The organism is Paenibacillus sp. FSL R5-0623 (assembly GCF_037974265.1).
In the GTDB taxonomy this organism is placed as follows: Bacteria; Bacillota; Bacilli; order Paenibacillales; family Paenibacillaceae; genus Paenibacillus.
Map to the genome: position 1 here is coordinate 1,145,963 of NZ_CP150233.1, position 25,738 is coordinate 1,171,700.

A 25,738-nucleotide genomic window follows, 5' to 3' on the forward strand; every position below is an offset into this window, starting at 1 on the left:
GGAGGGGTTCGAGAGATGAGAAAAAAAGCGATTCTACTATTATTCATTAGTATATGTGTATTGATTGTGGCTGGTTGTTCCAGTTCCGCAAGTAAAGACGATAACACGATTGTTGTAGGAATTGACGATAAGTTTGCTCCAATGGGTTTCCGGGACGAGCAGAATGAAATTGTTGGTTTTGATATTGATTATGCAAGAGCTGCAGCGGAGAAAATGGGTAAAGAAATCACATTCCAGCCAATCGACTGGTCTTCCAAAGAATCAGAGCTGAACAGTGGCCGAATCGACATGATCTGGAACGGGTACACCATTACGGATGAGCGTAAAGAGAAAGTGCTCTTCACGAAGCCGTATCTGGAAAACAGTCAAGTAGCTATTACCTTGGCAGACTCGCCAATTACTAAGCTGGATGAACTGGATGGCAAAAATGTGGGATTGCAGGCGCTGTCCTCCGCGGCAGATGCACTGGCAGCAAGTCCCCTGAAGGATAAAGTGAAAGCTTCCGAATTTAAGGATAACGTGCTTGCACTGACGGATCTGAAGACAAAACGTCTGGATGCGGTCATCATTGATGAAGTGGTAGCGAGATACTACATGTCCAAAGAAGAGGGAACATTCAAACTGCTGGATGAATCTCTTGCACCGGAACAATATGGCATTGGTATCAAAAAAGGCAATGAAGAGCTTCTGAATCAGCTGCAAAAAGCGCTGGATGAGTTGAATGCAGACGGAACAGCGGCTAAAATCTCCACCCAATGGTTGGGTGAAGACAAGGTTCTGAAATAGACAGGTTAACACCTGATATATAGTTAGAAACAAAACGGACCCCGTATTCCATGCTGGAGCGATTTATGCTCCAGAGGAATGCGGGGTTAACAGATTAGAGGAGACAAAACAATGAGTTGGGATTATTTATCGACCATTTTAAAACCTATGCTAGAGGGTGCACAGACCACCATTTTCATGTTCTTGCTAGCAATCGTGTTATCTGTACCGCTTGGATTTGCGGTCACGCTTGCGATGAGAAGCCAAATTAAACCACTGGCATGGATTGCCCATACGTATGTATATGTGATGCGAGGAACACCGCTACTGCTCCAAATTCTATTCTTCTGCTTCGGTTTGCCGTTGCTTCCGGTGATTGGAGAGTATCTGGTGTTTGATCGCTTTGTTGCGGCAGGGATTGCGTTCATCCTGAACTATGCGGCGTACTTCGCTGAAATCTTCAGGGGCGGACTGCTCTCCATTGATAAGGGACAACATGAGGCAGCGAAGGTACTTGGATTAACGAAGTGGCAGACGATGACCAAAGTCATTATTCCTCAGATGATTCGTGTAGTATTGCCCGCAACGGCCAATGAGTCCATTACGCTCATCAAGGATACGGCACTGCTCTATGCCGTGGCTGTACCTGAGCTGTTGTATTATGCCCAAGCGGCGGTGAATCGCGACTTGCAGCTGATCCCTTTCTTCGTGGCAGCGGTTATGTATCTGCTCATGACACTCGTACTCACCGTGCTGTTCAAGGCACTGGAGAAGCGGTTTTCATTTGAATAAATTAAATCTGATTAATCAAAGGACTGTCTGCATATGACACATATAATAGAAGTAAATCAATTGAGAAAATCATTCGGTACACTTGATGTGCTGAAGCAGGTATCTTTCAACGTGGAACCAGGCGAAGTGATCGCCGTGATTGGACCTTCCGGTTCGGGGAAAAGTACGATGCTGCGCAGCCTGATTCATCTGGAGGATATTTCGGGTGGAACGATTCGCATTCAGGATCAGACGTTGGTTGATAATGGTCGTTACGCGGGTGCTGCGGATATTCGCAAGATGACGGATCGCATGGGCATGGTGTTTCAGCATTTTAACTTGTTCCCGCATCTGACCGTACAGGCTAATCTGGAACTTGCACCGAAGACTTTGAAAAAAGAAAGCTTGGCCATCATCCGGCAGCGCAGTCTGGAATTACTTGGAAAAGTAGGGTTGTCGGACAAGGCCGATGTCTACCCTGGTAATCTGTCCGGTGGACAGAAACAACGTGTAGCTATTGCTCGAGCACTCATGATGCAACCGGATATCCTCCTGTTCGATGAGCCGACGTCGGCGCTTGATCCAGAGCTGACTGGGGAAGTGTTGCGCGTAATCAAACAACTGGCGCAGGAAAATATGACGATGTTGATCGTCACGCATGAGATGGGCTTCGCCCGTGATGTTGCGGATCGTGTGTTCTTCATGGATAACGGGGAGATCGCAGAAGCGGGACCGCCAGAACAGATCTTCGGCAATCCAAAGCTTGCACGTACCCGGACGTTTTTGCAGCGGGTGGAAGTGGAAGGATAGAAGACATTCCAAATCTAAGAAATGCGAAAGAACGCAATCCTATGAGCAATAAGGGATTGCGTTCTTTTTTGCTTTTTAAAATAATGGCTTATGTCCACGGGTATATGTTCCAGATAATCAGTACAAGGGTCAACAAGATATAAGTTGCTACATTCCAATGGGTTCGAATTCTAAATGTCGTATAGCTCATGATTCCAAACAAAACGATGCTAAAACATAATACAGCTACATTATTTTGATAAAAAGCAATAAGTACAAGCATCACAATCATAAGTATATTCATGACTTTATCGATATTCATCGTAGTGCCCCCCAATGTAATCCAGAAAAGTACTACTATAATAATATATGTATGTTAGAGGTATTCTTGATTTATATCATCACAGTGGAAAACGGGTTCTAAACTTCATATTCTTGAAGTACAATCTATAAGCTTATGGATTTATATGTGTGTCCGGGGATGATGGGAATAAAATAAATCTAATGGTAATTTATAATTAACACAATATGGATATTATTTTTCCTATTAATCGATTATAATGATAATACTTAAAGAAAAGGGAGGATTTACATTGGAACATCGTGAAAATGATGTGGATCGTTATTATAACGACACATTGCCACCACCGCCTTATGTAGTACCAAAGACCAATAGTAAGTCGATTGTATCACTAGTTTTAGGGATTCTGTCCGTCACGATTCCTTACGTGGGAATTTTAATCGGAATCGTCGCGATTATATTTGCATCTTTAGCCTTCAAAGAGATCAGAGTTCGCATGGAGCAAGGAAAAGGGTTAGCGATTGCTGGTCTAGTTTGTGGAATCATCGGTACAGCGATGTATGTATTACTTATTGCGTTCGTGCTATTGTTTACTTTCGCTGTCACAAGCTTTGATATATCTTCTACATACTAGAAATATGAAGTTAGCAAACTTAGACTGTATCTTAAACTAAAAAAGCAAAGGCGTACTTTAAACTCACACCTCTTGTTGACCAGAAGAGGGTGGGGCTTAGGTACACGCCTTTGCTTTTTAATTTACGAATTTACAGGTGAAGTGCGACTTCACTGCTGACGTTTGCGTTCTCCGTGGTGCGATGCATCAGGAAATACGTTAAGGTTCCTCCGAGACCAATCACGGCGAAGATGCACAGAATGCCGATCTGATCCCAAGTTACACCGAACTGTCCACTAGAGATGACTGCTTTATATCCCGTTACCGAATAGGTCATAGGCAGCCATGGATTAAACACTTTCAGCCAATTTGGAATCAGTTCGAGCGGGAACGTGCCTGCGCTGGTGGTGAGCTGGAAGATGAGCATCAGAATCGCGAGGAAACGACCCGGATTCTCCAGCCAAGTCACCAGTGCCTGAATGATGTACATGAAGCTTAGACTGGTAACAAAGCTGAACAAGAGGAACAATGGAACGCTCTGAACATCCAGACCCAAGCCGTATAAGACCAGCCATGAAGCAAGTAGGGACTGCGCTGCACTCATGAGTGTGAAAGCCAGCGTTTTACTCACAAAACGATTCCAGCCACTTGCCTCACTAACCGTGCTGCCGCGTGTTGGCACTACCAATGTGGCAATCAATGCGCCGACAAAGAGCCCAAGTGACAGGAAGTATGGGGAGAATCCTGTACCATAGTTGGGTACCTCATTATATTTATGCTCATTGACCTGAACAGGCTCTGCATACATGGTTACGAGTTCATCGGTCTTTTTTACACTACCCGTCTGCTCAGCCGCTTCATTCAACTTGGTGGCAAGTTCACCAGAGCCGTCTGTTAACTTAAGCGTACCTTCTTTTAATTGACCAGCACCGTTATCCAGCTTATGTGAGCCATCTGTAAGGGTTGAGATTCCGTCTGTAAGCTGGCTTACACCCGCAACCAATTTACCTGCACCAGCATTCAATTGACCTGAACCATCCGCAAGTTTGGCTCCTCCAGCGGCTGCCTCAGATAATTTGGAATTGAACTGTTGTAGACCAGTCGCAAGTTTTTCTTGTCCGGCGGATAATTGCGTGGCTCCTTGTACCAGGTGTTGTTCACCCTGTACCAACTGGCTGCTGCCTTGATGCAGTTGTTGTTGTGCAGCGTACAGGTTTTGACTGCCTGCAACCAATTGCTGCCCGCCCTGATACACCTGTTCGCTGCCTGCCGCTACGGCCTGACTTGCTGCCAGGAGCTGCTGCACAGCAGGACTTGCGGCAAGTTCCGGACTGGCTTCGGCTAATTGGGCGAGCCCTTGTGCAACCGCTTTGGCGCCCTCGCTAACTTTGCCGCTGCCCTCAACAGAACTTTGCAGCCCAGCAGTCAGCTTTGCACTGCCTTCCTCGGAAGCCGCCAGTCCTGCATCCAGCTTGGCTGCACCTTCTTGAGCAGATTGAATCCCTGCCTGTAGCTGTTTGCCGCCTGTTTCAGCCTGGGTTGCTCCATCACTTAGCTTCGTGCCTGCTGCTGCCAATTGGGACAGCCCATTGGACAGGGCGCTTGCGCCAGTATGAAGATCACCTGTGCCTTGGGCGAGAGTAGTCGTACCTTCTTTTAACGGAACTACGCCCGTTTCCAGTTTGTCGGTTCCATCCGCCAGTTTAGACAGGTTCTCTTTTAATGTAGCAACACCCTCATCCAGCTTGATCGCACCATCATGAATCTGACCTGCGCCATCCCCGGCATCCGCCAAACCGCCAGAGATTTTCTCGACCTGATCCAATAGCGTTTCGGTATACGATTCTGTGACTTTGGCAGCGACTTTGGAGCGAATTTGTTTAACCGCCGTGCCGCCAATCTGACCCGCGAGGAAGTTGTATCCTTCATTGGGTTCATAGATCAGGTCTGCCGGCTCAGGGTGCTCATCCATCAGGGTTGTTGCTTTGGTGGAAAAGTCCTCCGGAATCACAATCGTCATATAATACGTGTTGTTTTGCATACCTTGTTCTGCTTGTTCGCGAGTGACGAATTGCCAGTTGAAATCATCACTTTTTTTCAATTCATCGACCAGATTCTGACCGACCTCCAGTGATTTGTCGTTGTAGATTGCACCCTGATCCGTGTTGACCACAGCTACAGGTAATTCATTCATTTTGCCATAAGGGTCCCAGAATGCGTTCAGGAACAGGCCACTATACAGCACCGGTATGAACAGTACAACGAGAATCGGAATAAATACTTTTGGTTTCTTGAAGGCGGACTTCAGATCCTGCCCAAATACGTGGAATGATTTCATCATGTTCTCTCCCTATCCTTACGCTAATCCGTTTGTTCTATCTCTATTATGTTTTGAATCTAGTGGCATGCCTTTCTCTACGTGGGGGATAAGCCATTCTTGAGAAATAGGCCGACAAAATCCTTGATCTGATCTTTGTGCAGCGTAGGATGCGCTTTGTTCCAATCTGAGGTTAAGGTGACATACAGCTTCAGCAGGACAAAAGAAACCAGCTTGGGATCATCTCTGCGAATCTGCTCTAATTCCATGGCACGGCTGACCTGACGCTCCAGATATTCGAGAATGGCTGTCTCCACTTTCTGCAAACCTTCCTTGGCTTGCGGTGTACCGAACTCGTTAACCTCCTGAAAGAGCTTGATCAACAGCTCATGTTCCTCCCGGTACTCCAGCAGAGAATCCATACTCATATGCACGTTATCCAGAAAGGAGTTTTCTTCCTTCACCGTCTGCTCTGTAATCTGTCTCATATCCGCAATGATCGAGCGCAGAATCTCGCTGAACAGTTCTTCTTTATTTTCGAAAAAAGTATAGATCGTTCCCTTGCCCACATTGGCAAGTCTCGCAACCTGCTCCATCGTTGTGGCCTTGTAGCCAAACAGGGCAAAGGATTTCTCGGCAGAATCCATCACCTGTTGCCTTCGATCTATCGTTTTCATGGCATATACACCTCCTTATATGTTGAAAGGTAATGGGTAAGGTAAATCCTTTAGTGACCGTTTTACTATTATGGTCAGTTGGTCGTTAACAACTGTAGCACTTGAACAGGGAAGATGGATGTGATCTTTGTCATAAGTAGCTCGTACAGGTGTGAAAATGATGCTCACATGAAAATCCTGGTGTGTTACCTTATCGCAATACATAGGCATGTAACAAGCCGGAGGGGTAGTTGGGCCGCACGCCGGGCTTATTTGTATTGGTTAAGTTTCATCCTGCGCGTCAGTAAGATAAATTAGCTCTTGCCTTAAGCTATAAATAAAGATATATTGTTAATTAATTAACTGATCATTTAATTAACTAGAGTTTAGTTCAAAGAGAGGGGAATACATGTGGCAAGACCCATCAATGAAGAAAAAAGACTGGAGCGTCGGAGACGGATTCTAAAAGAAGCTGTTGTCCTGTTCGCAGAAAGTGGATATTCGAATACTACAACGGCGATCATTGCGAAGCGTGTGGGAGTGACTGCCGGAACCATTTTTCAATATTTTCCTAACAAAGAAGCTTTATTCTACGCCGCTGTCCTTGAGCCACTTGCTGATATTCAGAAGAAATCACTTGCTTCTCTACAACAAGAGGGGACACCGGGTCAATTGATTAAGAACATGGTGGAAGAACAATTCAACCATATCTACTTCTATACCAATGAATTGCGGCTTGCTCAATCTGTTCTAGGACAACGAATAAGGTTCCCTGAACTTACACAGAAAGTACTAGAAAGTATAAAGGTAATGACCGATGAAATCGAAGATGTTTATGCCAAGGGTCAATTAAAGGGAGAATTCAACAAAAGCTTTTCTCCAGCGATGATTTCTCGTGCCTATATCTCTTTTTTAAATGGAGTGGCCTTAACTCTCGGCGAAAGCATTCTTCATCATCCCGAGTGGGAAAATCTGAAAGGCCATGCCTTTTATTTGTTTGCACCCTTATCACCTATAGAAAAACTGGAGGAGTCTGAATGAGTCAAACATCATTACAATCTGATCGGACATTGAACAAGGGTCGTGTGAAGAAACGGAAGATAATGTTTTGGAGCCTGGGAATTGTGCTTTTGCTTCTGGTGGCTCTTGTATTCTTTATATCTTACAAAGTAGTAGACACGTTATTGCACCATCCTAGAGACACGAATGTCAGCTACGAATTGAATATCGATAAAACGCCCTACGAAGAGGTTGAGTTCAAGAGTTTGAAAAATGATAATACGATTAGAGGTACCTTCTTTCCTGCAAATGTTGGTGGTAAATCAAGCGATAAGACGATTATTGTTGTCCATGGGTATACAAGCAATCGTTTAGTCAAAGGGCGAACTCCTAAGTTAGTCGAGCATCTCGTTCCGAAAGGCTACAATGTGTTGGCATTTGATCTCAGCTCGCAAGGTAAATCCGATGGTGATTTGATTACACTGGGACTCAATGAAAAATATGATTTGCTGGGAGCAGTAGACTATTTAAAAACCAGAGACCATACGGGTGACAACATTGGCGTGATCGGCTTTTCTATGGGTGCTGCTACTTCTTTGCTGGCCACAAGTGAAAGTGATGACATCCAAGCCGTGATTGCAGATAGTCCATTTCGTAATGCGGGCTTATTTCTAAGAGAGGGCTTACCTTTCTTTTCCGGTTTACCTGCATTTCCATTCAGTTATACATCCACTTGGATGGCCAATTGGGTCTTTGATGTTGATCTGGATTCTGTATCTCCTATGGATGCAGTGAAAAAGATGCAAGACAAACCCGTTATGCTCATTCATGGTACTGGGGATCAGCAAATCAGTTATAAAAATACAGAAATGATTTATGAATCATTAAAAGATAATCCAAACGCAGAGGTGTGGTATCCGAAAAACACAGAGCACATCGATGCGATCAACCATTATCCCACTGAATATTTCCAGAGAGTAGATCGCTTTTTGGATGAATATGTAGGAAAATAAATTCAATCGAAGAGAACGGGCAAGTTTCCAAGAATCATTAACGGAAAAACGGGGTAGGCGCTTTAATTTAACAGGGGAGCATGTTGCCAAAAGGTAGTGCTCCCTGTTCTTATGTAGCTAACGAGTAGGATAACGGTTCTAAAAATTTTGTAACTATGTCATTTGTAATTTCGTCTGCTAGGTTGAGGAATAATATTACATATTTTCAAAACAACGAGGGGACCAAAGAGGTACCCGCAGAGCAAATGGGGGACAAAGTAAGGGAAGTAACCCACATGCTGAGCATGCATGCATGTACGGATCACGTAACAGAGAATGGAGATGCGGCATTTCTTCCGATTGGAACTGTCGTTTATGAACTAAAGGGGTATAAGGCGCAGTTTCGCACCTTCAGGATGGTATATCCCTTAGAATGGTTTATTATCCGGAAGCAAATGCTTTCAACACAGGAGCCTTCGGAACAGAAAAATTAAGATTGTTAATCGTATCGCAGAGGAAACAACTTAAAGCCGCTGCGGGATTGTAGTGAGATGTTCAACAACAAAAAACCAAGACCAGCGCAAATACCCGCCAGTCTTGGTTTTTTGTTGTGTCCTACTTGTTTAACTTTGTCCAATATTGTTCAATTATTCTGCGCGTACTTTAAAGAATGAGATCAGTTCTTGCAGTTGCTCGGATACAACCGAGAGCTCATCGGAGGCACTCACAATGGCTGCCATGGAGGCTTCCTGCTCATCAATTGACTGCTCAATTTGTTTACTGCTGCTTGCTGCCTTGCTGACATTGGCAGACAGTTCATCGGCCGTGGCAGACATTTCTTGTGTGCTTGCCGAGATCTCTTCGGTAGAACTGGAGATATCCTGGATCTGGTTTGCAACTTTATTCGTAGCAGTCAGAATATTCTCGAAGAATACGCCAGTCTCTTGGGTAACTTCCAAGCCTTTGGTAACTTCCTTGGAACCCAACTGCATAGCTTCGGAAGACTGCATGATATCCCGTTGAATTTCTTCAATCAACTGTCGAATTTGCTTCGCTGATTCCTGCGATTGCTCTGCCAGGTTACGTACCTCACCTGCAACCACCGCAAAACCTCTTCCTTCTTCACCTGCGCGGGCTGCCTCAATGGAAGCATTAAGGGCCAGCAAGTTGGTTTGTCCAGCAATTTCCGTGATTACGTTAACAATGTTGCTAATCTGGTTCGAGTTATTTTCCAAAGACTGAATCGAGTTTGACGTATTTTGCACCGCACCAGAGATCAGGCGCATCTGCTCAATGACTTGTTGCATTACCACATTACCTGTGCTGGAGCGCTGCTCCATGCTGAGTGCTTCATCTGCCACATCGGCTGAGCTGCTGGCGATCGTCTGCACTACCGTTGACATCTCTGTCATGGCACGTGCGTTCTCCACAGTGGCTTTGTCTTGTGACACCAGTCCAGTAGATATTTCCCGAATATTGGTGCTGATGGATTGAATGTTTACATTATTTTTCTCGGAAATGCCCAGTAGTTGTTTGGAAGATTCCGAGAGGTGATGCGAAGTATTCTGTACTTTATAAATGGTTGTATTGAATCGATGGATCATCGCATTAAACTTCTCGTTGATGATACCCAGATCATCTCGCCCGGTATCGATGGTTACGTCCAGATTACCCGTGCTGACTTCTTCGATACCTTTCATCAGATTGCGGATCGGAAGTAACGTTCTTTTCAGCAAAATGAATTGCAACACCATGAACAGGATCAGGAAACCAATCAGGAACATCAAACCGTACGTAAGCAGTTTATTCAGGCCTTTTGGAACAGCACTTGCATCTACATCGAAGTAAAGAGCAGCGTACATGGAGCCATCTGCGTTATTAATCGGATAGATCAGAGTGGTCCAAGTTCCGTAGTCATCGGTGTAGAAATCACTGAAGGCCGGCTTTCCGTCCTTTTTCATCTGTTCCAGCACCACAACGTTATTCTCGGGCAGTGGGTACATGGCACCTGCGGGCAGATTGTCTTGCTCGAATGGCTCCAGCAGGTTCGTTGGAATCGCGATGATGGACGTTCCGTTTCCTTGTTCGAGTTCTGAACCAAAAATGTACGCCTGCGCGATGTTTGGATAGAACTCATGGATGGAATCGAGATAAGCCTTCATTTCCTGCTGTACAGGACCGGCGTAGCTTTTTTCACTGGCGGCTTGGGCGACTTTGGCGATGTCCAGATCGTTATACGATTTCTGGGTGATGACAGTGGCTTGGTCGTGCAACTGTTCTACCAGAATGTTCTTTTGCAGCTGGTAAGCCGCGGTAATCAGGATAATACCAATCAAGGTGATGCTACCGAATGAGATCACCAAATTTTTAACAAAGAAAGGCATGGTACTCCAGCGAAGCTTATTAAACAAGATTGTTCACTCCTTTTACAAATATGAAAATGTACTATACCTGGATGGGGGAGGCTATACGCTATGTAATCTAACGAATGTCTAGTGAATCGATATCGTGCACCTTCTATAATTCTGGATTCTGCTGTTGTTACATGACATTCTCTCGTTGGTTCAGGGTACTTCTTGCATTGCTTCAAACTCTACTTCACTTATAGGACCCCCAGGTAAGGTACTTCCTAAAGTATATCGTTATAAAGTCATATAAATGTTAGGTTTATCAGTAAAAATAGTTCTAAGGTATCGGTTCCGTGGGCGTATTTTTCAGTTTGTTTCTTTGTTATTACGTTTATTAATGCAAGGTTCTCTATGTGATCAGGTATGTGGAGGAATGCTCTGGTAACTTCTATACCGTGATGAATGATGAATATGCATAACAATATGTTGATCCATGAGGTCCCCATTCGTATGGGGGCCTTTTAGGTTGCTAACACCTAAAGAAAACACAAGTGAACGAAAAGACAGTCCATTGTTGCCCTTTCGCAGGAACGCTAAGATGAAGTTGTTAAAGCGTTTACATCACGTGATGAAGGGAGCTTAAATCGGATGCCAGAAATTACGATCAGGCTGTATGAAGGCAGGACGGATGAGCAAAAGCAGGAGATAGTGGAGGTGTTCACGCGCGAGCTCTCGCGTATTATCGACCGTGAACCGGATTACATTTCCATCGAATTCAATGAGATCCCATGGGACGAGAATGTTCCTGATAACTTGAGAAGCGCGCAATCACAGAAGCAGGGAGGGGAGAAGACGTGAAGCCGGCAGATATCGTGCCACCAAGTCGGGGTGCAACCGGACTTCACTCGTCTGGTCTGGGCGCTCGGCTCGGAGATGCGGGACGTTATCTGTGGCGATACCGGATACTATATCTGCTCTCCTTACCGGGTATCCTGTATTTTTTCCTCTTCAAATATGTACCTTTATTCGGTTCAGTGATTGCCTTTCAGAACTACAACATTTTTAAAGGTATCACCGGAAGTGATTGGGTAGGTCTGGAGCATTTCCAGAAGATGTTCAGCCATTATGATTTTTTAAGAATTCTCAATAACACACTTTTGCTTGGATTATATGATCTGGTGATTGCATTCCCGGTGCCAATTGTGCTGGCGATTCTGCTGAATGAAGTGCGGATGATTATGTTCAAGCGTATGCTGCAAACGATTGTATACATGCCTCACTTTCTGTCATGGGTTGTCATTAGCGGAATATTCATGGGTATTTTCTCAATGGATGCCGGTGTGGTTAACAAGGCACTCGAATTTCTGGGGATGCAGCCGGTCTACTTTCTTGGAGAAGACTCGTACATTCGCTTCATTCTGATCGGTTCGGGGATCTGGCGCGACTCCGGCTACGGCACGATTATTTTCCTGGCTGCCATTGCGGGCATCAATCCCGATCTGTATGAGGCGGCAGAGGTGGATGGAGCCGGACGTTTGAAGCAAATATGGTCTATTACTCTGCCATCCTTGCTGCCCACGATTATGATTCTGTTGCTGCTGCACATCGGGAAGTTCCTTGATCTGGGTTTTGAGCGTGTGTTTGTATTCCTGAATCCGCTTAATCTGGAATCTGGCGAGATTCTCGATACGTACATCTACAAAGCCGGACTTCTCTCACAGCAATACAGCTATACAACAGCCATCGGATTGTTCAAGTCGGTCGTGGGTTTAATGCTTATTCTACTCGGTAACTTCTTTAGCAAAAAAACAACCGGCGAAAGCCTGTATTAGGAGGCGAGATGGATGCGTACCCCCAGTGTCCGTTACCGTATATTTCGCATTGGAAATCTCGTTTTTCTTACGCTGCTCTCGTTGACGATGATTCTGCCTTTCATTAATGTACTGGCCCAGTCACTTAGCAGCTCGGAAGCGATCATGGGCGGAAAGGTTAGCTTCTGGCCTGTAGCTTTTACCTGGATCAATTACGAATATGTATTCGGCGATGCTGCCTTCTGGCGGGCCTTTGCGGTATCGGTTGGGGTAACGTTAGTGGGTACGCTAATCAATCTCGCCGCAACGGCATCACTCGCGTATCCCGTGTCCCGTCCAGAGTACAAGGGGCGCTCTCTTGTTGTCATGTTTGTCCTGGTGACCGTCGTATTCTCGGCGCCGCTCATTCCGAACTTTATCCTGATGAAGGAGTTGCATCTGGTCAACAATCCACTGGTGCTGATTGTGCCAGGAGCGATTAACGCCTTTAACTTTTTCGTCATGCGTTCGTTCTTCTCACAGCTACCGGGTGAACTGATCGATGCCGCCCGCATCGATGGCTGTGGGGAGTTTGGCATCATCTGGCGTATCGTTATTCCATTGTCCAAACCGGCCATGGCATCACTCGGCATTTTCTATGCGGTGGGCCACTGGAATGCGTATTCCACCGCGCTTTATTATCTGAACGATCCAGCCTGGTGGCCGATCCAGGTCACACTCAAGAAGCTGTTTGAGAGTGACGATATTTCCGTCGATCCGGGTTCTGCCGTCTATAGCACCCTTGCACATACATCGCCGGAAGGTATCAAAATGGCGACCATCATCATCGCCACCTTGCCAATCATTATCATTTACCCTTTCCTGCAAAAGCATTTTGTAAAAGGAATCATGGTCGGCTCCGTCAAATCTTAACTACAAGCAGCATACAGATCTGACGGAAACGGGGGAATGGCGATGTTCAGAATCTTGATTACGGACGATGAACCGATGATTCGGATGGGTCTGGCGAAGATGATCAAGCAAGCGGGGCTGTTCGACTGTGAGATACGACAGGCAGCGCATGGGGAAGAGGCCCTTCAGGTGGTAGAGACCTTTCGGCCACACATCCTGTTTACGGATATCCGCATGCCAACGATGGATGGTATTGAGTTGTGCCGACGTTTATCCGAGCAAGGCAGTACGATGCGCATTATTGTAGTCTCCGGTTATTCAGACTTTGAATATGCAAGAGCCTGTATGGATTATGGGGTAAAACGATATCTGCTCAAGCCAGTGGGACGACAGGAGCTTCATGAACTGCTGCTCAAATTGCTGGCATCCGAAGAGGATAAACCTACGGTATCCCTTGTACCCGTGAGGGAGCTGAATGATTGGGCCATGCGTCTGGAAGAGGCTATATGGGAGTTAAGGCAATCCGATGTGACGGAGCTGCTCGCAGCATGGTCGAATCGTTATCCGGCATATGCCCTGATGCCTGAGCAGACAGCGGAGCTTTTTCAGGAATTGTTGGAATTGATTGTGGCCCGCATGAATGCACGGGGAAACGGATCGATGAGTACGTCCAGTAAGATGATTGTAAGCGCTTCCTCTGAGGAATGCTTCGAGGCTCTGGGCAACGAAATCCAGACGTTGATGAATAGAATCAAGGAAAAGCGCAGTGGCAAGCGCAAGCATCCAGTGGAAGAAGCAAAAGCCTATCTGGAGAAGCACTTGCGCCGTGAAGTTTCACTGGACGAGATTGCTGCCAAGCTTGGACTGAACCCGTCCTACTTCAGCCAACTGTTTAAACAGACGACCGGTCAGACCTTTATCCAATACCGAATACGCAGCAAAATGGAACTGGCCAAACGCATGCTGGAACAGCCGGGCAACCGCATTACGGATATATCCTACGAAGTGGGGTATGCGGATCATCCCCATTTTACCAAGACATTCAAGAAAATTACCGGACTGACCCCGTCCGAATATCGCAGTAAGTTGGGCATTGAATGATGAAGCGCAGCCTGTCGATCCGCCTGTTCTTTCATTTTGCCATCGTAATTACGTTGTCCCTGTCTGCCATTGGCTTGTTTACCTATACCTATGCCTCGACTGAGATGAACGATCAGCTGGCGGACAACATTGCCCAAACGATGCGTAATACGGCGTACCAGACCGATCTGTATTTGCAAAATTATGATCGCGCAACCTACTCCATCCTCTCAAATGGAAGTGTGAAGCACTTCCTCGATATGAGTTCGGAGGATAGTTATGCCTATTACGAGTATAGCCGTCAGATTAAAAGGAACGTGTTCCCGCCTGTTTTTATGTTATATCCACAGATCAAGTTTCTGTATGTTATCGGGGAGAACGGGAGGGTTGTCCTCGATGACAACCAGAATTCAGCGGGCATACCCGATATCGATGCTGCACAGCAGTATAAGGAGTTGCTTGCTGTAACCCCTGCGAATGGCGAATCGACTTTGCTTACCCGCAGTATTCGCAGTGGACAGAATGCAAACGTCATTACGATTGCGCGCCGGATCAGGGGCGTATCCTCCTATACACCAAACGGAGTGCTGGCGATGGAAGTGAATGTGCTGGAACTTGACAACATCTGGGGAGAACTCGATCTCGGTCAAGGGGGCTATCAGTATGTGATGGATCAGAACGGAAATGTTATCTACACTCCTGGGGACGAAGAGGCGCAGACCGTGATGTCGTCCAGCACCGTGAACAGGCTTATGCACATGGAGGCAGGGTCTCTGGAACAGAACACGGATGGCACCAAACGGCTGTTTATATCGGAGCTGTCTGCCTATTCGGGCTGGCGCTTTGTCGCTTCCGTGCCGCTGTCGGAGCTTCAAAGGCCGATTGCAACGATCCGCTCAGCCACATTATGGGTTGGTGCAGGGACCTTGCTCGCTGCGCTTGTTGTGGCCTACCGGATCGGAGCATCTCAAGTGGAACCCATTCGGGTGCTGATGAACGGAATGAGACAGACGGAGAAGGGAATCTGGAACAAGGTGGAGATGAAGGAAAGGCGCGATGAGATCGGAGTGCTGATCCGCAGCTATAATCTGATGGTCAGCCGTTTGTCGGACATGATTGAGAGTGTATATGAGTCGGAGTTGCGCCGCCAGAAGTCGGAAATTGAGCTACAGCAGGAAGCGTTGGAACGACACCGTGCGGAATTTCAGGCGCTCCAGTTGCAGATCAATCCGCATTTTCTCTACAACACATTGGAGACAATCAAATGTTATGCCGTCGTACAGGATTCCGAAGAAATTACGCAGATGGTGGAATCGATGGCTCATATGCTCCGTTATTCCATTCAGACCAATCTGGAGGAGATTACGGTTGCCAATGAGCTGAAGCATGTGCTGGCCTACCTTTCCATCATGAACCATCGTATGGATCGGGAGCTTGAAGTTGAGGTCATCATTGCACCGGATCTATTGTTGGAAAAAATGGTTCGTCTCACCCTCCAGCCCCTGGTGGAAAATGTGCTGCAACATGCATTTCCACGGGGCATGGAACCGGGTCATTTTATCCGCATCGATGCTCGGCGTCTGGAAGATCGATTTCTTGTCATCGTCCAGGATAATGGCATGGGCATGAGCAATATACGTCTGGAGAAGCTGCGTCGCCGTCTGGAATTGAACCGTCTGGCAGGTGAAGACACCGATGATGTTTATCATCGCGGGGGGATCGGACTTATGAATGTACATCGCCGGATTCAGCTTGTATTTGGAGAAACGTACGGCTTGATGATGGAGAGTGAGGAAGGCTTGGGAACGACCATTACGATGGCGCTTCCGGCGGACCAGCACAGCAAGCGAATTTAATTCAAACCAATAACAAGGAGGAAGTTAGAGCATGAATATCAATTTACAGAACAAAATCGCATTGGTAACAGGTTCCAGTGGAGGAATTGGTGCTGCTATTGCAGGAGCGTTGGCTCGTTGCGGGGCGAAGGTCGCTGTGAATGGTCTGCATAATATGGAGCGGGCGGAGGAAGTCGTGACTGCCATCCGGGATGCTGGTGGTGAAGCGGCGGCATTTCAGGCAGATGTGACGGATACGGATGCGATCAGAGCGATGGTTGAAGAGATTACACCCCGTTTCGGCGGTTCAATTGACCTGTTGGTTAACAACGCGGGACATCTGGTGGAGCGAAGCCCCATTGAAACGATGAGTGAGGAGCTGTACAGCCGGATTATGGATGTCAATCTGAAGAGCACCGTCTTTGTCTCCAAAGCAGTCATTCCTGGCATGAAGGCGGCTGGTGGCGGACGAATTATCAATCTGACCTCCGTAGCGGCCCATAATGGGGGCGGGCCGGGTGCAGCGATTTACGCAGCATCCAAGGCGGCTGTCATGGCGTTAACCAAAGGGCTTGCCAAAGAGCTTGCCTCTGGCGGGATTACGGTGAATGCGCTCTCCCCCGGCTTCATCGGACAAACGGCGTTCCATGCTACGTTCACCTCAGCAGAAGGTCGGTCTTCTGCGGTAAACAGCATCCCACTTGGACGGGAAGGAACTCCCGATGATGTCGCAGGAGCGGCGTTGTACCTGTGTTCCGACCTGGGTTCTTTTATAACCGGAGAGACGCTTGAAATCAATGGCGGCATGTATATGCGTTGATGTTACAACATTGCGATAAGGAGGGGACAAAACGATGGAAGTGAAGCGAAAACTTGCAGAAAAGTCCTTGTACCAACCCATCAGCGGGCCGTTCCATGTGGACTATGCGCCTGACGAGCATACCGTTCTGGCAGAGAATCCGCCAAGGTTTACCTGGATGGCGGCACAGCAGGAGGATGAGAATGCCTATCTGCTGCAAGTGTCGGCGAGCCCTTCTTTTCAGGAAGAAGAGACGATGACCTTTGCGCCGATTCCGTATAACTTTTTCACGCCAGGCCGGGTGTTTAAACCTGGGGATTATTATTGGCGATATGCGCTGCTTGTAGATCACCCAGTGCAGCAGCAAGGGAGCGAATACGAAGCGCATGTCTCACAGGGGAAGCAAGGGAGTGAAGCCGAAGCGCATGTCTCACAGGGGAAGCAAGGGAGTGAAGCCGAAGGGCATGCCTCGCAAGGGAAGCAAGGAGAAATGTCGGCTTGGAGTGAGGTGCGGCGGTTCACTGTGCCAGTGGGATTACCCGAGACACCGCTACCTTCTCGGGCGCAGCGATACGATTCCACAGACATGTCTCACCCCCGGCTGTGGCTTGGTGAGCGTGGGCTGAATGCACTTGCCGATGGTGTTGCGTCCGATTCCACGTATTGCGGCTGGGATGCGTTTATGGCAAATTCCGTGGAACCGTGGGCAAATCGTGAGCCCATTCGTGAACCGCAGCCTTACCCGGAGAACAAACGTGTCGCCGTACTCTGGAGGCAAATGTACATTGACTGTCAGGAAGTGTTATATGCGATTCGTCATCTGAGTATCGCTGGGCGGGTGCTGCGAGACGAACGGCTACTTGATGCGGCGAAAACCTGGCTGTTGCATGTGGCGGCCTGGGATACGGCGGGAACGACCTCCCGCGATTATAATGACGAGGCGGCCTTTCGGGTTGCCGCTGCGCTTGCTTGGGGTTATGACTGGTTGCATGATGAGTTGAACAGTGAAGAGCAGGAAGTGGTCAGGCGCAGTTTGCTTCGGCGGACAGAACAGGTAGCCCAGCATGTGATGGTCCGCTCGAAGATTCATCATGTGCCCTATGACAGCCATGCGGTGCGTTCATTGTCCTCCGTGCTTGTGCCCTGCTGTATGTCCTTGTTGCATGAGGAGCAGCAGGCTGCACAGTGGCTGGATTATGCAATCGATTATTATGCCTGTCTGTACTCCCCTTGGGGAGGAAGTGATGGAGGCTGGGCTGAAGGTCCAATGTATTGGACAACAGGCATGGCCTATGTGACCGAAGCGATGAATTTGCTGCGAAACTATGCGGGCATCGACTTTTTCCGTCGGCCATTTTTCCAGCGTACCGGGGATTTTCCTTTCTACGTCTATCCGCCTGATGCACGGCGCGCCAGCTTTGGGGACCAGTCTACGCTGGGTGACCCGGTAAACTTGAAAACAGGTTATCTTGTGCGCCAACTGGCGGGGGTTACAGGCAACCGCTGGTACCAGTGGTACTTTGAGCGTGTACGCCAATCCGATCCGAGGACAGAGGGAGCTTTTTATAACTACGGTTGGTGGGACTTTAACTTTGACGATCTGGTATACCGCCACGATTATCCCCAGGTGGAGGAAGAGTCGCCTGTGAACATCGAGCCGCTGAAGTGGTTCCGTGATGTGGGGTGGGTAGCCATGCATCATCGGATGGATGATCCGGATGAGCATATCATGCTGCTTCTCAAGTCAAGCCGTTATGGCTCGATCAGCCACAGTCATGCGGATCAGAACAGCTTTACTCTGCATGCATTCGGTGAGCCGCTCGCGGCGGATACAGGCTATTATATCGCGCACGGAAGTTCCTTTCACCGGGAATGGCGCAGGCAGACACGCTCCAAAAACAATCTGCTGATTGGCGGAGCAGGGCAGTATGCCGAGAACAACAAGGTGCTGAATATGGCCGCAACCGGACAGATCGAAGAGGCCTATTGGCGGGATGGTGATGGTTATGTACGCGCGGTAGCGACTGATGCCTATGCCAGCACCGTACCCCATGTGAAGCGTGTTGTACGGGAGATTCATTATCTGCAATCATCCTATTTCGTCATGGTGGACCACATTGACCTGGAGAAACCGGACAGCATTCAATGGCTGTTCCATGCGCTGCACCCGCTACAGTTGAAAGGGCAGAGCTTCCGCCTGAACGGTACTAAGGCGGGGCTTGAGGGGACATTTGTCTATGCTTCCTCCGGTGAGCTGGCGCTTAGCCAGACGGATCAATTTGCAGAGGTGGACCCGGCAGAGTACGAAGGGCTGGACCGACATTATCATCTGAGTGCGGAAACGCGGCCTGCCACAAGTCATACAATTGTAACGCTGCTTGTACCATATAAGATCGAGGAGCCGAAGTATGTCCCTTATTTCATCGATGACCAGGATCACGGCATCCATCTCTATTTTACCGACAACGGTGTAACAAAGAAGATCGAGGTATCCAAGACGTACTAGTAAGTGATGACCTAAAGAAAACGCAATCTCATCTAAAACATCCCCATTGTTGCAGGCGGTGGGGATGTTTTATCATCTTAATGAAAGCGCTTCACTGACAAGTGATACCTAAACCTAAATCAGGATGAAAAGAGGGGTAGCATGAAAAAGTGGATGGTCACAGGCATGGCGCTATTGCTGGCGGCAACCGTCATGGCAGGATGCAGCACTGGAAGCGGGGCGAAATCTGGTGAGAATGGGGGAGACGGCAAGACGAGCTTCTCCATGTCACTACGAACGCTGGCGTATACGTATGTGGAGAAGTCACCCGACATCAACCAGGATAAATGGGTGAAAAAGCTGGAGGATCTGACCAATACCGATCTCAAAATTGTCCTGGTGCCTCATAAGGAATATGAGCAGAAAATGGTCCAAATGTTTGCCACCAATGATATTCCTGATGTGGTGCAGGGTGACGGCGGCGTCAACGGCAAGGAGATGGCCGGCTCAGTCGAAGCTGGGGTATTCCAGCCGCTGGATGAGCTGTTGCAGCAGTATGGGCAAGATTTGCTGAAAGCTGTGCCGAAGGAAGCCTGGGACCAGGTCACCCATGACGGCCAAATCTATGCCATCCCCGAATATCTATCCAATCCATCCCGCCGGGCAACCTGGATTCGTAAGGATCTGCTGGATCAAACCGGATTGCCGGTGCCTACCACGGTGGAGGAGACAATGGAAGTGCTGCGCGCCTTTAAAAAGCTTGGCGTGGAGAATCCATATATGGGGCGTGAAGATTTCAAATATGCAGATACCTTCTTTGGTGCCTATGATGTGCAACAGTTCCTCTCCATGATGGAGCAGCAGGGCGACCAGATTGTACCCAAGTTCATGGATAACGAGAATATGCAGCAAGCCCTGACGGTTTATAAGACAATGTACGAAGAAGGGCTGATTAACAAAGAGTTTGCGACCATCAATTCGACGGTATTCAAAAATACGATTCTCTCCGGTAAGGCGGGTATGTGGTCCATGAACGCCAACGAACTGATTCAATGGGAGAAGCAGATTAAAGCGTCGGTTCCCGATGCCAAAATCGAAATTATCCCTTCCCCTGTTGGCCCGGACGGTAAAGGTGGTTACTATCTGTACGGTCCGGTGACGCGTGCTTACTTTATTAATAAGGATGCGGCTGATCCGGCTTCCATTATCCGTTTCTTCAACTGGATGGTGTCTGACGAAGCGGAGAAGTTCTTCACGTACGGCACGGAAGGAGAGACCTATACAGAGGATAATGGTGTGATTGCATATACAGCTCCGACAGACTCTGCTGGCGTGGACGAGGAGCGTTACCGTCAATCCTTCTTATGGTTTGTACAGGACACAACATACAACAAAGGCTCCCTATCCCTGACTGAAGAAGGCAGAAAGTTGATGAATATCTATGATACGGTTTTAGCCAAAGAAGGTCGGGATGGCATCAACTTTGATCCGCGGTTGGAGGCTTTTGTACAGAATCCGGAGATTGCTCCCAATTCGGATACACCCCCTCAGGTATTGCTTACTCACATGATCAAGATGGTTTATGGTAAGGAGCCGATCTCCGATTGGCCGAAGGTAGTTGAGGAATGGAAATCCAAAGGTGGCGATCAGGCCATTGAGGAAGCCACTCAGAAATTCAAGGACGGGGAAGGCATATCTTTGCCGCGTCGCTAGAATTGTGCGGTATAAGCAATGATTACCATGAACAATAGGATGTCCTGCTCACCGTGCGGAAGAAACAAGTCAACAAGAAGCAGCAGCTCTGGAGAACGGACAGATCGCAAAGGTATAACGTCAGAAGATTGGACTACCGTGCGGAGGGGATACAAGTGAATAAATTGTTCAAAACGTGGAAAAAGCGCGTTGTCCTTGTTGCCATGTCTATGATTCTCATTAACGGCACCATCGTTCCCGTGCATGAAGTTCGGGCGATGGAAGATGCTGTTCCTAGCTCTATTCTCAACCCTACACAGGAAGAAAGAGAAAATCTCTCGGAACCGGAGGGCCCGGAGTTGGAGATATACGCGGAAAACTTTGATGACCCGGACAATTTTGGCTCTACAGGTGGAATTGCATTGAGAGCTCCCTGGCTCCAGGAAGGGGGAGGAGGAAGCAAGGCCAAGACGTCATTTTCCACAACTGCTCCCTCGCTGCCCAATATGATCAAGATGGACGGAACCGATGCGCTTGCACTGCCTCTAAACTTGACTGGGTACGGAAATATTCGGCTGAGCTACTACACGCGTGCTTCCTCCTATATAAGTGGAAGTGTGATTATTGAATGGTCGAAGGATGGTGGTACATCCTGGGCAATGCTGGAGACATTTGAACTTCCCCCGGGCACCCCGGACCTGAAGAACAAGGAAGGCAATACGCTAAAAAGCTGGACGCTGGGTTCGGAAGCGAACAATAACAGCAAGGTTAAAATTCGATTTCGGACAGGAGACGCCATGCAGGCCAACATGTATATCGACAATGTTGCCATTTACGGTCAAGCCATTCCCGGCATAACGCCTGCCCCATCCCCAGTGCCGCCTGGAGAAGGGGATACTGAATTTACGCCACCCCAAGGAGTGACTTTATACGAGGATGTGGAGATCGGCATGGCTGGTGGGCGGGCGATGTATTCGTCCATTGCCGTTCCCGAGACAGCGGCAGCTGAACCGATGCCAGTCATGGTTTATATCCATGGAGGTGGATGGAATCACGGGGACCGGAAGCAGGCACTGAACTCCATATGCAACTATGTACTCAAACGCGGTTACATCGGTGTGTCTCTGGACTACCGACTGACGCCTGAGGCACCTTTCCCTGCCCAGATTCAGGATGTGAAGCTTGCTATTCGATACCTGCGAGCTCATGCGGCGCAGTACAATCTGGACCCAAGCCGTATTGGTGTCTGGGGATCATCGGCGGGCGGACATCTGGCTGCATTGCTCGGTACAACAGGGGACATGGTCGCTGGTGACACTGTAGAGCTCGATACAGGGGTGACGGTAGATGTACCTGATCTGGAAGGTTCCGGCGGATGGCCTGAGTATTCCGACAAAGTGCAGGCGGTCGCCGACTGGTATGGACCCGCTGATTTTACGACGACATTTGCCAATAACTATAGCTCGGTCACGGCTCTGCTTGGCGGGCACCGTGCATTCGATGTACCGGAACAGGCCAGACTTGCCATGCCGGGCACCTATGCTTCACCGGATGATCCACCATTCTGGATTCGGCACGGTGATGCTGACGCCACCATTCCTTATACCGACAGTGTTACTTTTGCGGGACAGCTTCAATCTGCGGGTGTACCGATTGTGGATATGAAAGTCGTACCTGGCCAGGGCCATGGATTTACAGGGACGGCTTCCGAGACTGCGAACGCAGAGGCATGGGCCTTCCTGGATGAACATGTGAAGAACCGGATCGTTGCGGAGCCCATAATTTTCAAAAGCAATCCTCAAGACACTTCGCCTGGAGATGAACAAGTGGATGAAGAAAAACCGTTGATTGAAAAGGTCATCGCCAGTAAGCTGCCAAGCGACGATGCGGCGATTGACAGCAGCAAGCCTGACCTGAATTTCAATCAGTCTACAGGTTCCAGCACTGGATTACTAAGCATCTCTTCCACTTCAACGACCCAAAAATATGTGTACTTCAAATTTGATATGTCCGGAAATGAGCCGGAAGGAGATCGGTATCGATTGCGGATTGCGGCCAAGAAAGGCACATCAAATGTTGATACCAAGTTGTCTCTGTACGGTTTGAATGAAACAGACTGGAGCGAATCTTCGTTAACCTGGTCGAATGCTCCGGTCCAAAGTCTGAGCGAAGGTTCGCTGCTGGACACAGTCCAGGTTACGGCAGATCGGAATGGAAGCCCGGCCGTCTATGAAGTGGATGTAACCGATGTTGTGAAGAGTCGTCCAGATGCGGGGCAGGTTGCATTTTTGCTTGCGGATGCGGAATCAACGGGTGTTTCCGTGAACGTATACACCAAGGAAGCGAACGGAACGAGTAATCCGCGTCCACAGTTATCTGTCATTGCTTTGATTGAAGAGGGCAGTGATGACACGCAGTCACCCGAATGGGAGCAGGGAGCCGAGCTGGAGATTCGCAACTGGGGAACGGATTTTGCGGAACTGAGATGGCCTGCTGCCAGTGACGATACGGCTGTATCTGCCTACCGGATTTATCGGGATGGAGTTCTGCTGAGCGAACAAGGTAAGCAGTCATTCCGGGACAGTGGACTTGCAGCGGAAACACCATATACATTTCAAGTGAGGGCGATTGACGAAGCGGGCAACATCAGCAGTGCTTTATCAACCGAAATGACAACCCTTGGCGTTCCAGTATCGTCTCTGCCTGTGGCTTCTGTCACGGCAAGTGGTAGCGACGGCAACCTGGCGGCCAATACCCTCGACAATAACAGCTATACACGCTGGTCTGTTGCAGGAGAGGGGCAATGGATCACGTATGATCTGGGTCAGGTTCAGCAAGTGGGCTATGTTGGGATTGGTTTTTACAAAGGGGATGTCCGAAAGACATCTTTTGAGATGGAATCGTCTGTTGACGGTGAGCAGTGGACCCAGATATTTAACGGCGAAAGCAGTGGGGATACAACCGAAATGCAGGCATTTGATATCCCAGACACTTCTGTACGTTATGTACGGATCACCGGGCATGGCAATTCCGATGCAAGTATTTACACAAGTCTGACCGATGTGCATCTGTATGCCCCTTTTGCAAGGGGAGGGACACCTGTGGCTCTGATTCCATACGTCGTGCCACAACCACCTGAAGGGACGATGCCCTTTATCGCTCCAGGTCTGACGGAAACAGACGGCACACCACATGCTGTCCATGCTCCACATGCCGTGACCGGACGTACAATTGATGTACGGGATTATGGAGCAGATCCTGCCAACAACACGAGTGATGACCGACCAGCAATACAGGCCGCCATTGATGAGGCTAACGTGGGTGATGAAGTGTTTTTACCCAATGGAGTGTACAATTTGTTATCCGGGCCGGATGGAGCCACCAACCTGATGCTCAAATCCGGGGTGAATCTGAGAGGGGAGAGCCGTGAAGGAACCGTGCTCCAGACATCGCTGGATCAGGTGACGGGCAGTACCGTTCTGAAGGCATCAGCACAGCACAGCATTCTCGTATCCAACATGACCCTAACTTCATCCTGGTCCGGCAGCTACACGACTGATCATCAATCCAATAATCCCTCCTCAGGGGGACCGGATAGTCTGATTCACATCGCCAATTATGGCGAGGTACCATCATATGACATTACGATTGACGGCGTAATTGTGGAAAAGTTCAAACGAATGGCTATCCGAATTGAGCACAGCCGCGATGTTGTTGTGAAGCATGCAACCTTCCGCAATGCAACAGATCTGGGCCCCGGAGGTTCAGGTTACGGAATTTCGATTCAGGGAACGGCGAAGACCGATCGGCTTGGATTTGACAATGATACGTTATGGAATGTGGTGGAGGACAGTACATTTGAAGGTCCTTATCTCAGACATGGAGCACTGATTCAGTTTGTGGCTCACAATAACGTGTTACGTGGCAATACATTTAATGGAACCAAGCTGGATGCCATTGATCTTCATGGTGAACTGGAGTATTTAAATGAAATCTCCGGCAATGTCATTATGGATGTGCTGACAGGTGCAGGGATTGGGCTTGGCAATACAGGGGGTTCAGCGCCCAGCAACCACAGCAAGTCTGGCAAAGGGAACTACATTCATGACAACACAATCAAGAACAGCCGGATCGGTATTTCGGTGACGATGGGTACCCCCGATACTCTAATTGAGGATAATCTCATCGAGAATACAACCACGATTGCAGATGCGGCTGGAATCAAAGTATTGAATGGACCAGGTACGGTAATTCGGGGCAATGTGATTCGTAACAATACTGCCAATGGATACTGGGGCGTAAGGCTTGAGCGCGACAAAGGCGATGCTGGAGCTGGTAATATTGGCGAAGGGGACCCTGAGAACGTGTGGATTGAACATAACCTTATTGAAGGGAATACAAACGGAATCGGCCTCTTTGCAGGAGTAAGCATTCTAATGAAAGCCAACATTCTAAACAATGTAGATGAGGACTACTACAAAGCAGCAGGTGTGACCGTTACCGAGTTATAAAGGATCAGAACAAGTAGCCTGGCAGGCGTCTATATAAGTTGAAGCTCAATTTTACACCATACTGCAATCGGAGTGATAAGGTG

Annotated in this window: 18 protein-coding genes; 15 read left to right on the forward strand and 3 right to left on the reverse strand. The window is 48.3% G+C overall.

Annotated features, from left to right (window positions below):
- The first annotated feature begins 15 nt into the window (after positions 1–15).
- The 4 genes from MKY92_RS05185 (at position 16) to MKY92_RS05200 (ending at position 3,260) form a co-directional block, all read left to right on the forward strand.
- Positions 16–786 carry an amino acid ABC transporter substrate-binding protein gene (locus MKY92_RS05185; protein WP_036672520.1) on the forward strand — a complete coding sequence of 257 codons (771 nt, stop codon included), beginning with the start codon at positions 16–18 and terminating at the stop codon, positions 784–786.
- A gap of 111 nt (positions 787–897) precedes the next feature.
- Positions 898–1,557 (forward strand): amino acid ABC transporter permease, encoded by a 660-nt coding sequence (locus MKY92_RS05190; RefSeq protein WP_105600918.1) that lies wholly within the window; start codon positions 898–900, stop codon positions 1,555–1,557.
- 33 nt (positions 1,558–1,590) lie between these two features.
- The gene (locus MKY92_RS05195; RefSeq protein WP_339299507.1) at positions 1,591–2,346 is read left to right on the forward strand and encodes an amino acid ABC transporter ATP-binding protein; all 756 of its coding nucleotides are present in this window, start codon (positions 1,591–1,593) and stop codon (positions 2,344–2,346) included.
- 572 nt (positions 2,347–2,918) lie between these two features.
- Entirely contained in the window at positions 2,919–3,260 is a 342-nt protein-coding gene (locus tag MKY92_RS05200) for a DUF4190 domain-containing protein (protein ID WP_339299508.1), read from the forward strand.
- A gap of 130 nt (positions 3,261–3,390) precedes the next feature.
- Here MKY92_RS05200 and MKY92_RS05205 read toward each other — a convergent pair whose 3' ends face one another.
- Complete coding sequence (locus MKY92_RS05205) at positions 3,391–5,577, reverse strand: YhgE/Pip domain-containing protein (RefSeq protein ID WP_339301697.1); 2,187 nt, start codon at positions 5,575–5,577, stop codon at positions 3,391–3,393.
- Positions 5,578–5,654: 77 nt separating this feature from the next.
- Positions 5,655–6,233 (reverse strand): TetR/AcrR family transcriptional regulator, encoded by a 579-nt coding sequence (locus MKY92_RS05210; RefSeq protein WP_062837398.1) that lies wholly within the window; start codon positions 6,231–6,233, stop codon positions 5,655–5,657.
- Between the two features lie 390 nt (positions 6,234–6,623).
- Between MKY92_RS05210 and MKY92_RS05215 the strand changes: the two genes are divergently transcribed.
- Positions 6,624–7,253: a TetR/AcrR family transcriptional regulator gene (locus MKY92_RS05215; RefSeq protein ID WP_339299510.1), complete on the forward strand. Its 630-nt coding sequence runs from the start codon at positions 6,624–6,626 to the stop codon at positions 7,251–7,253.
- Complete coding sequence (locus MKY92_RS05220) at positions 7,250–8,224, forward strand: alpha/beta hydrolase (protein ID WP_339299511.1); 975 nt, start codon at positions 7,250–7,252, stop codon at positions 8,222–8,224. Before MKY92_RS05215 ends, MKY92_RS05220 begins: the two co-directional genes overlap by 4 nt.
- Before the next feature lie 626 nt (positions 8,225–8,850).
- Here the strand turns inward: MKY92_RS05220 and MKY92_RS05225 are convergent.
- On the reverse strand, positions 8,851–10,587 hold the full coding sequence (locus MKY92_RS05225; protein ID WP_307543312.1) for a HAMP domain-containing methyl-accepting chemotaxis protein: 1,737 nt from the start codon (positions 10,585–10,587) through the stop codon (positions 8,851–8,853).
- Between the two features lie 612 nt (positions 10,588–11,199).
- Between MKY92_RS05225 and MKY92_RS05230 the strand changes: the two genes are divergently transcribed.
- From MKY92_RS05230 to MKY92_RS05270, 9 genes are all read left to right on the forward strand, one after another.
- Positions 11,200–11,409 carry a tautomerase family protein gene (locus tag MKY92_RS05230; RefSeq protein WP_091015745.1) on the forward strand — a complete coding sequence of 70 codons (210 nt, stop codon included), beginning with the start codon at positions 11,200–11,202 and terminating at the stop codon, positions 11,407–11,409.
- Positions 11,410–11,465: 56 nt separating this feature from the next.
- Positions 11,466–12,383: an ABC transporter permease subunit gene (locus MKY92_RS05235; protein ID WP_339301699.1), complete on the forward strand. Its 918-nt coding sequence runs from the start codon at positions 11,466–11,468 to the stop codon at positions 12,381–12,383.
- Positions 12,384–12,395: 12 nt separating this feature from the next.
- Complete coding sequence (locus MKY92_RS05240) at positions 12,396–13,274, forward strand: carbohydrate ABC transporter permease (RefSeq protein WP_339299514.1); 879 nt, start codon at positions 12,396–12,398, stop codon at positions 13,272–13,274.
- 42 nt (positions 13,275–13,316) lie between these two features.
- The gene (locus MKY92_RS05245) at positions 13,317–14,354 is read left to right on the forward strand and encodes a response regulator (RefSeq protein WP_339299515.1); all 1,038 of its coding nucleotides are present in this window, start codon (positions 13,317–13,319) and stop codon (positions 14,352–14,354) included.
- A complete protein-coding gene (locus MKY92_RS05250) occupies positions 14,351–16,189 on the forward strand; it encodes a histidine kinase (protein ID WP_339299516.1) in 1,839 nt (612 codons plus the stop codon). The genes MKY92_RS05245 and MKY92_RS05250 overlap by 4 nt, the downstream gene beginning before the upstream one ends.
- A gap of 31 nt (positions 16,190–16,220) precedes the next feature.
- The gene (locus MKY92_RS05255) at positions 16,221–16,988 is read left to right on the forward strand and encodes a glucose 1-dehydrogenase (RefSeq protein WP_339299517.1); all 768 of its coding nucleotides are present in this window, start codon (positions 16,221–16,223) and stop codon (positions 16,986–16,988) included.
- 34 nt (positions 16,989–17,022) lie between these two features.
- Positions 17,023–19,473: a DUF4962 domain-containing protein gene (locus tag MKY92_RS05260; RefSeq protein WP_339299518.1), complete on the forward strand. Its 2,451-nt coding sequence runs from the start codon at positions 17,023–17,025 to the stop codon at positions 19,471–19,473.
- A 141-nt stretch (positions 19,474–19,614) separates the two neighbouring features.
- A complete protein-coding gene (locus tag MKY92_RS05265) occupies positions 19,615–21,165 on the forward strand; it encodes an extracellular solute-binding protein (protein WP_339299519.1) in 1,551 nt (516 codons plus the stop codon).
- Between the two features lie 53 nt (positions 21,166–21,218).
- Positions 21,219–25,655 (forward strand): alpha/beta hydrolase fold domain-containing protein, encoded by a 4,437-nt coding sequence (locus MKY92_RS05270; protein ID WP_339299520.1) that lies wholly within the window; start codon positions 21,219–21,221, stop codon positions 25,653–25,655.
- The last annotated feature ends 83 nt before the right edge of the window (positions 25,656–25,738 follow it).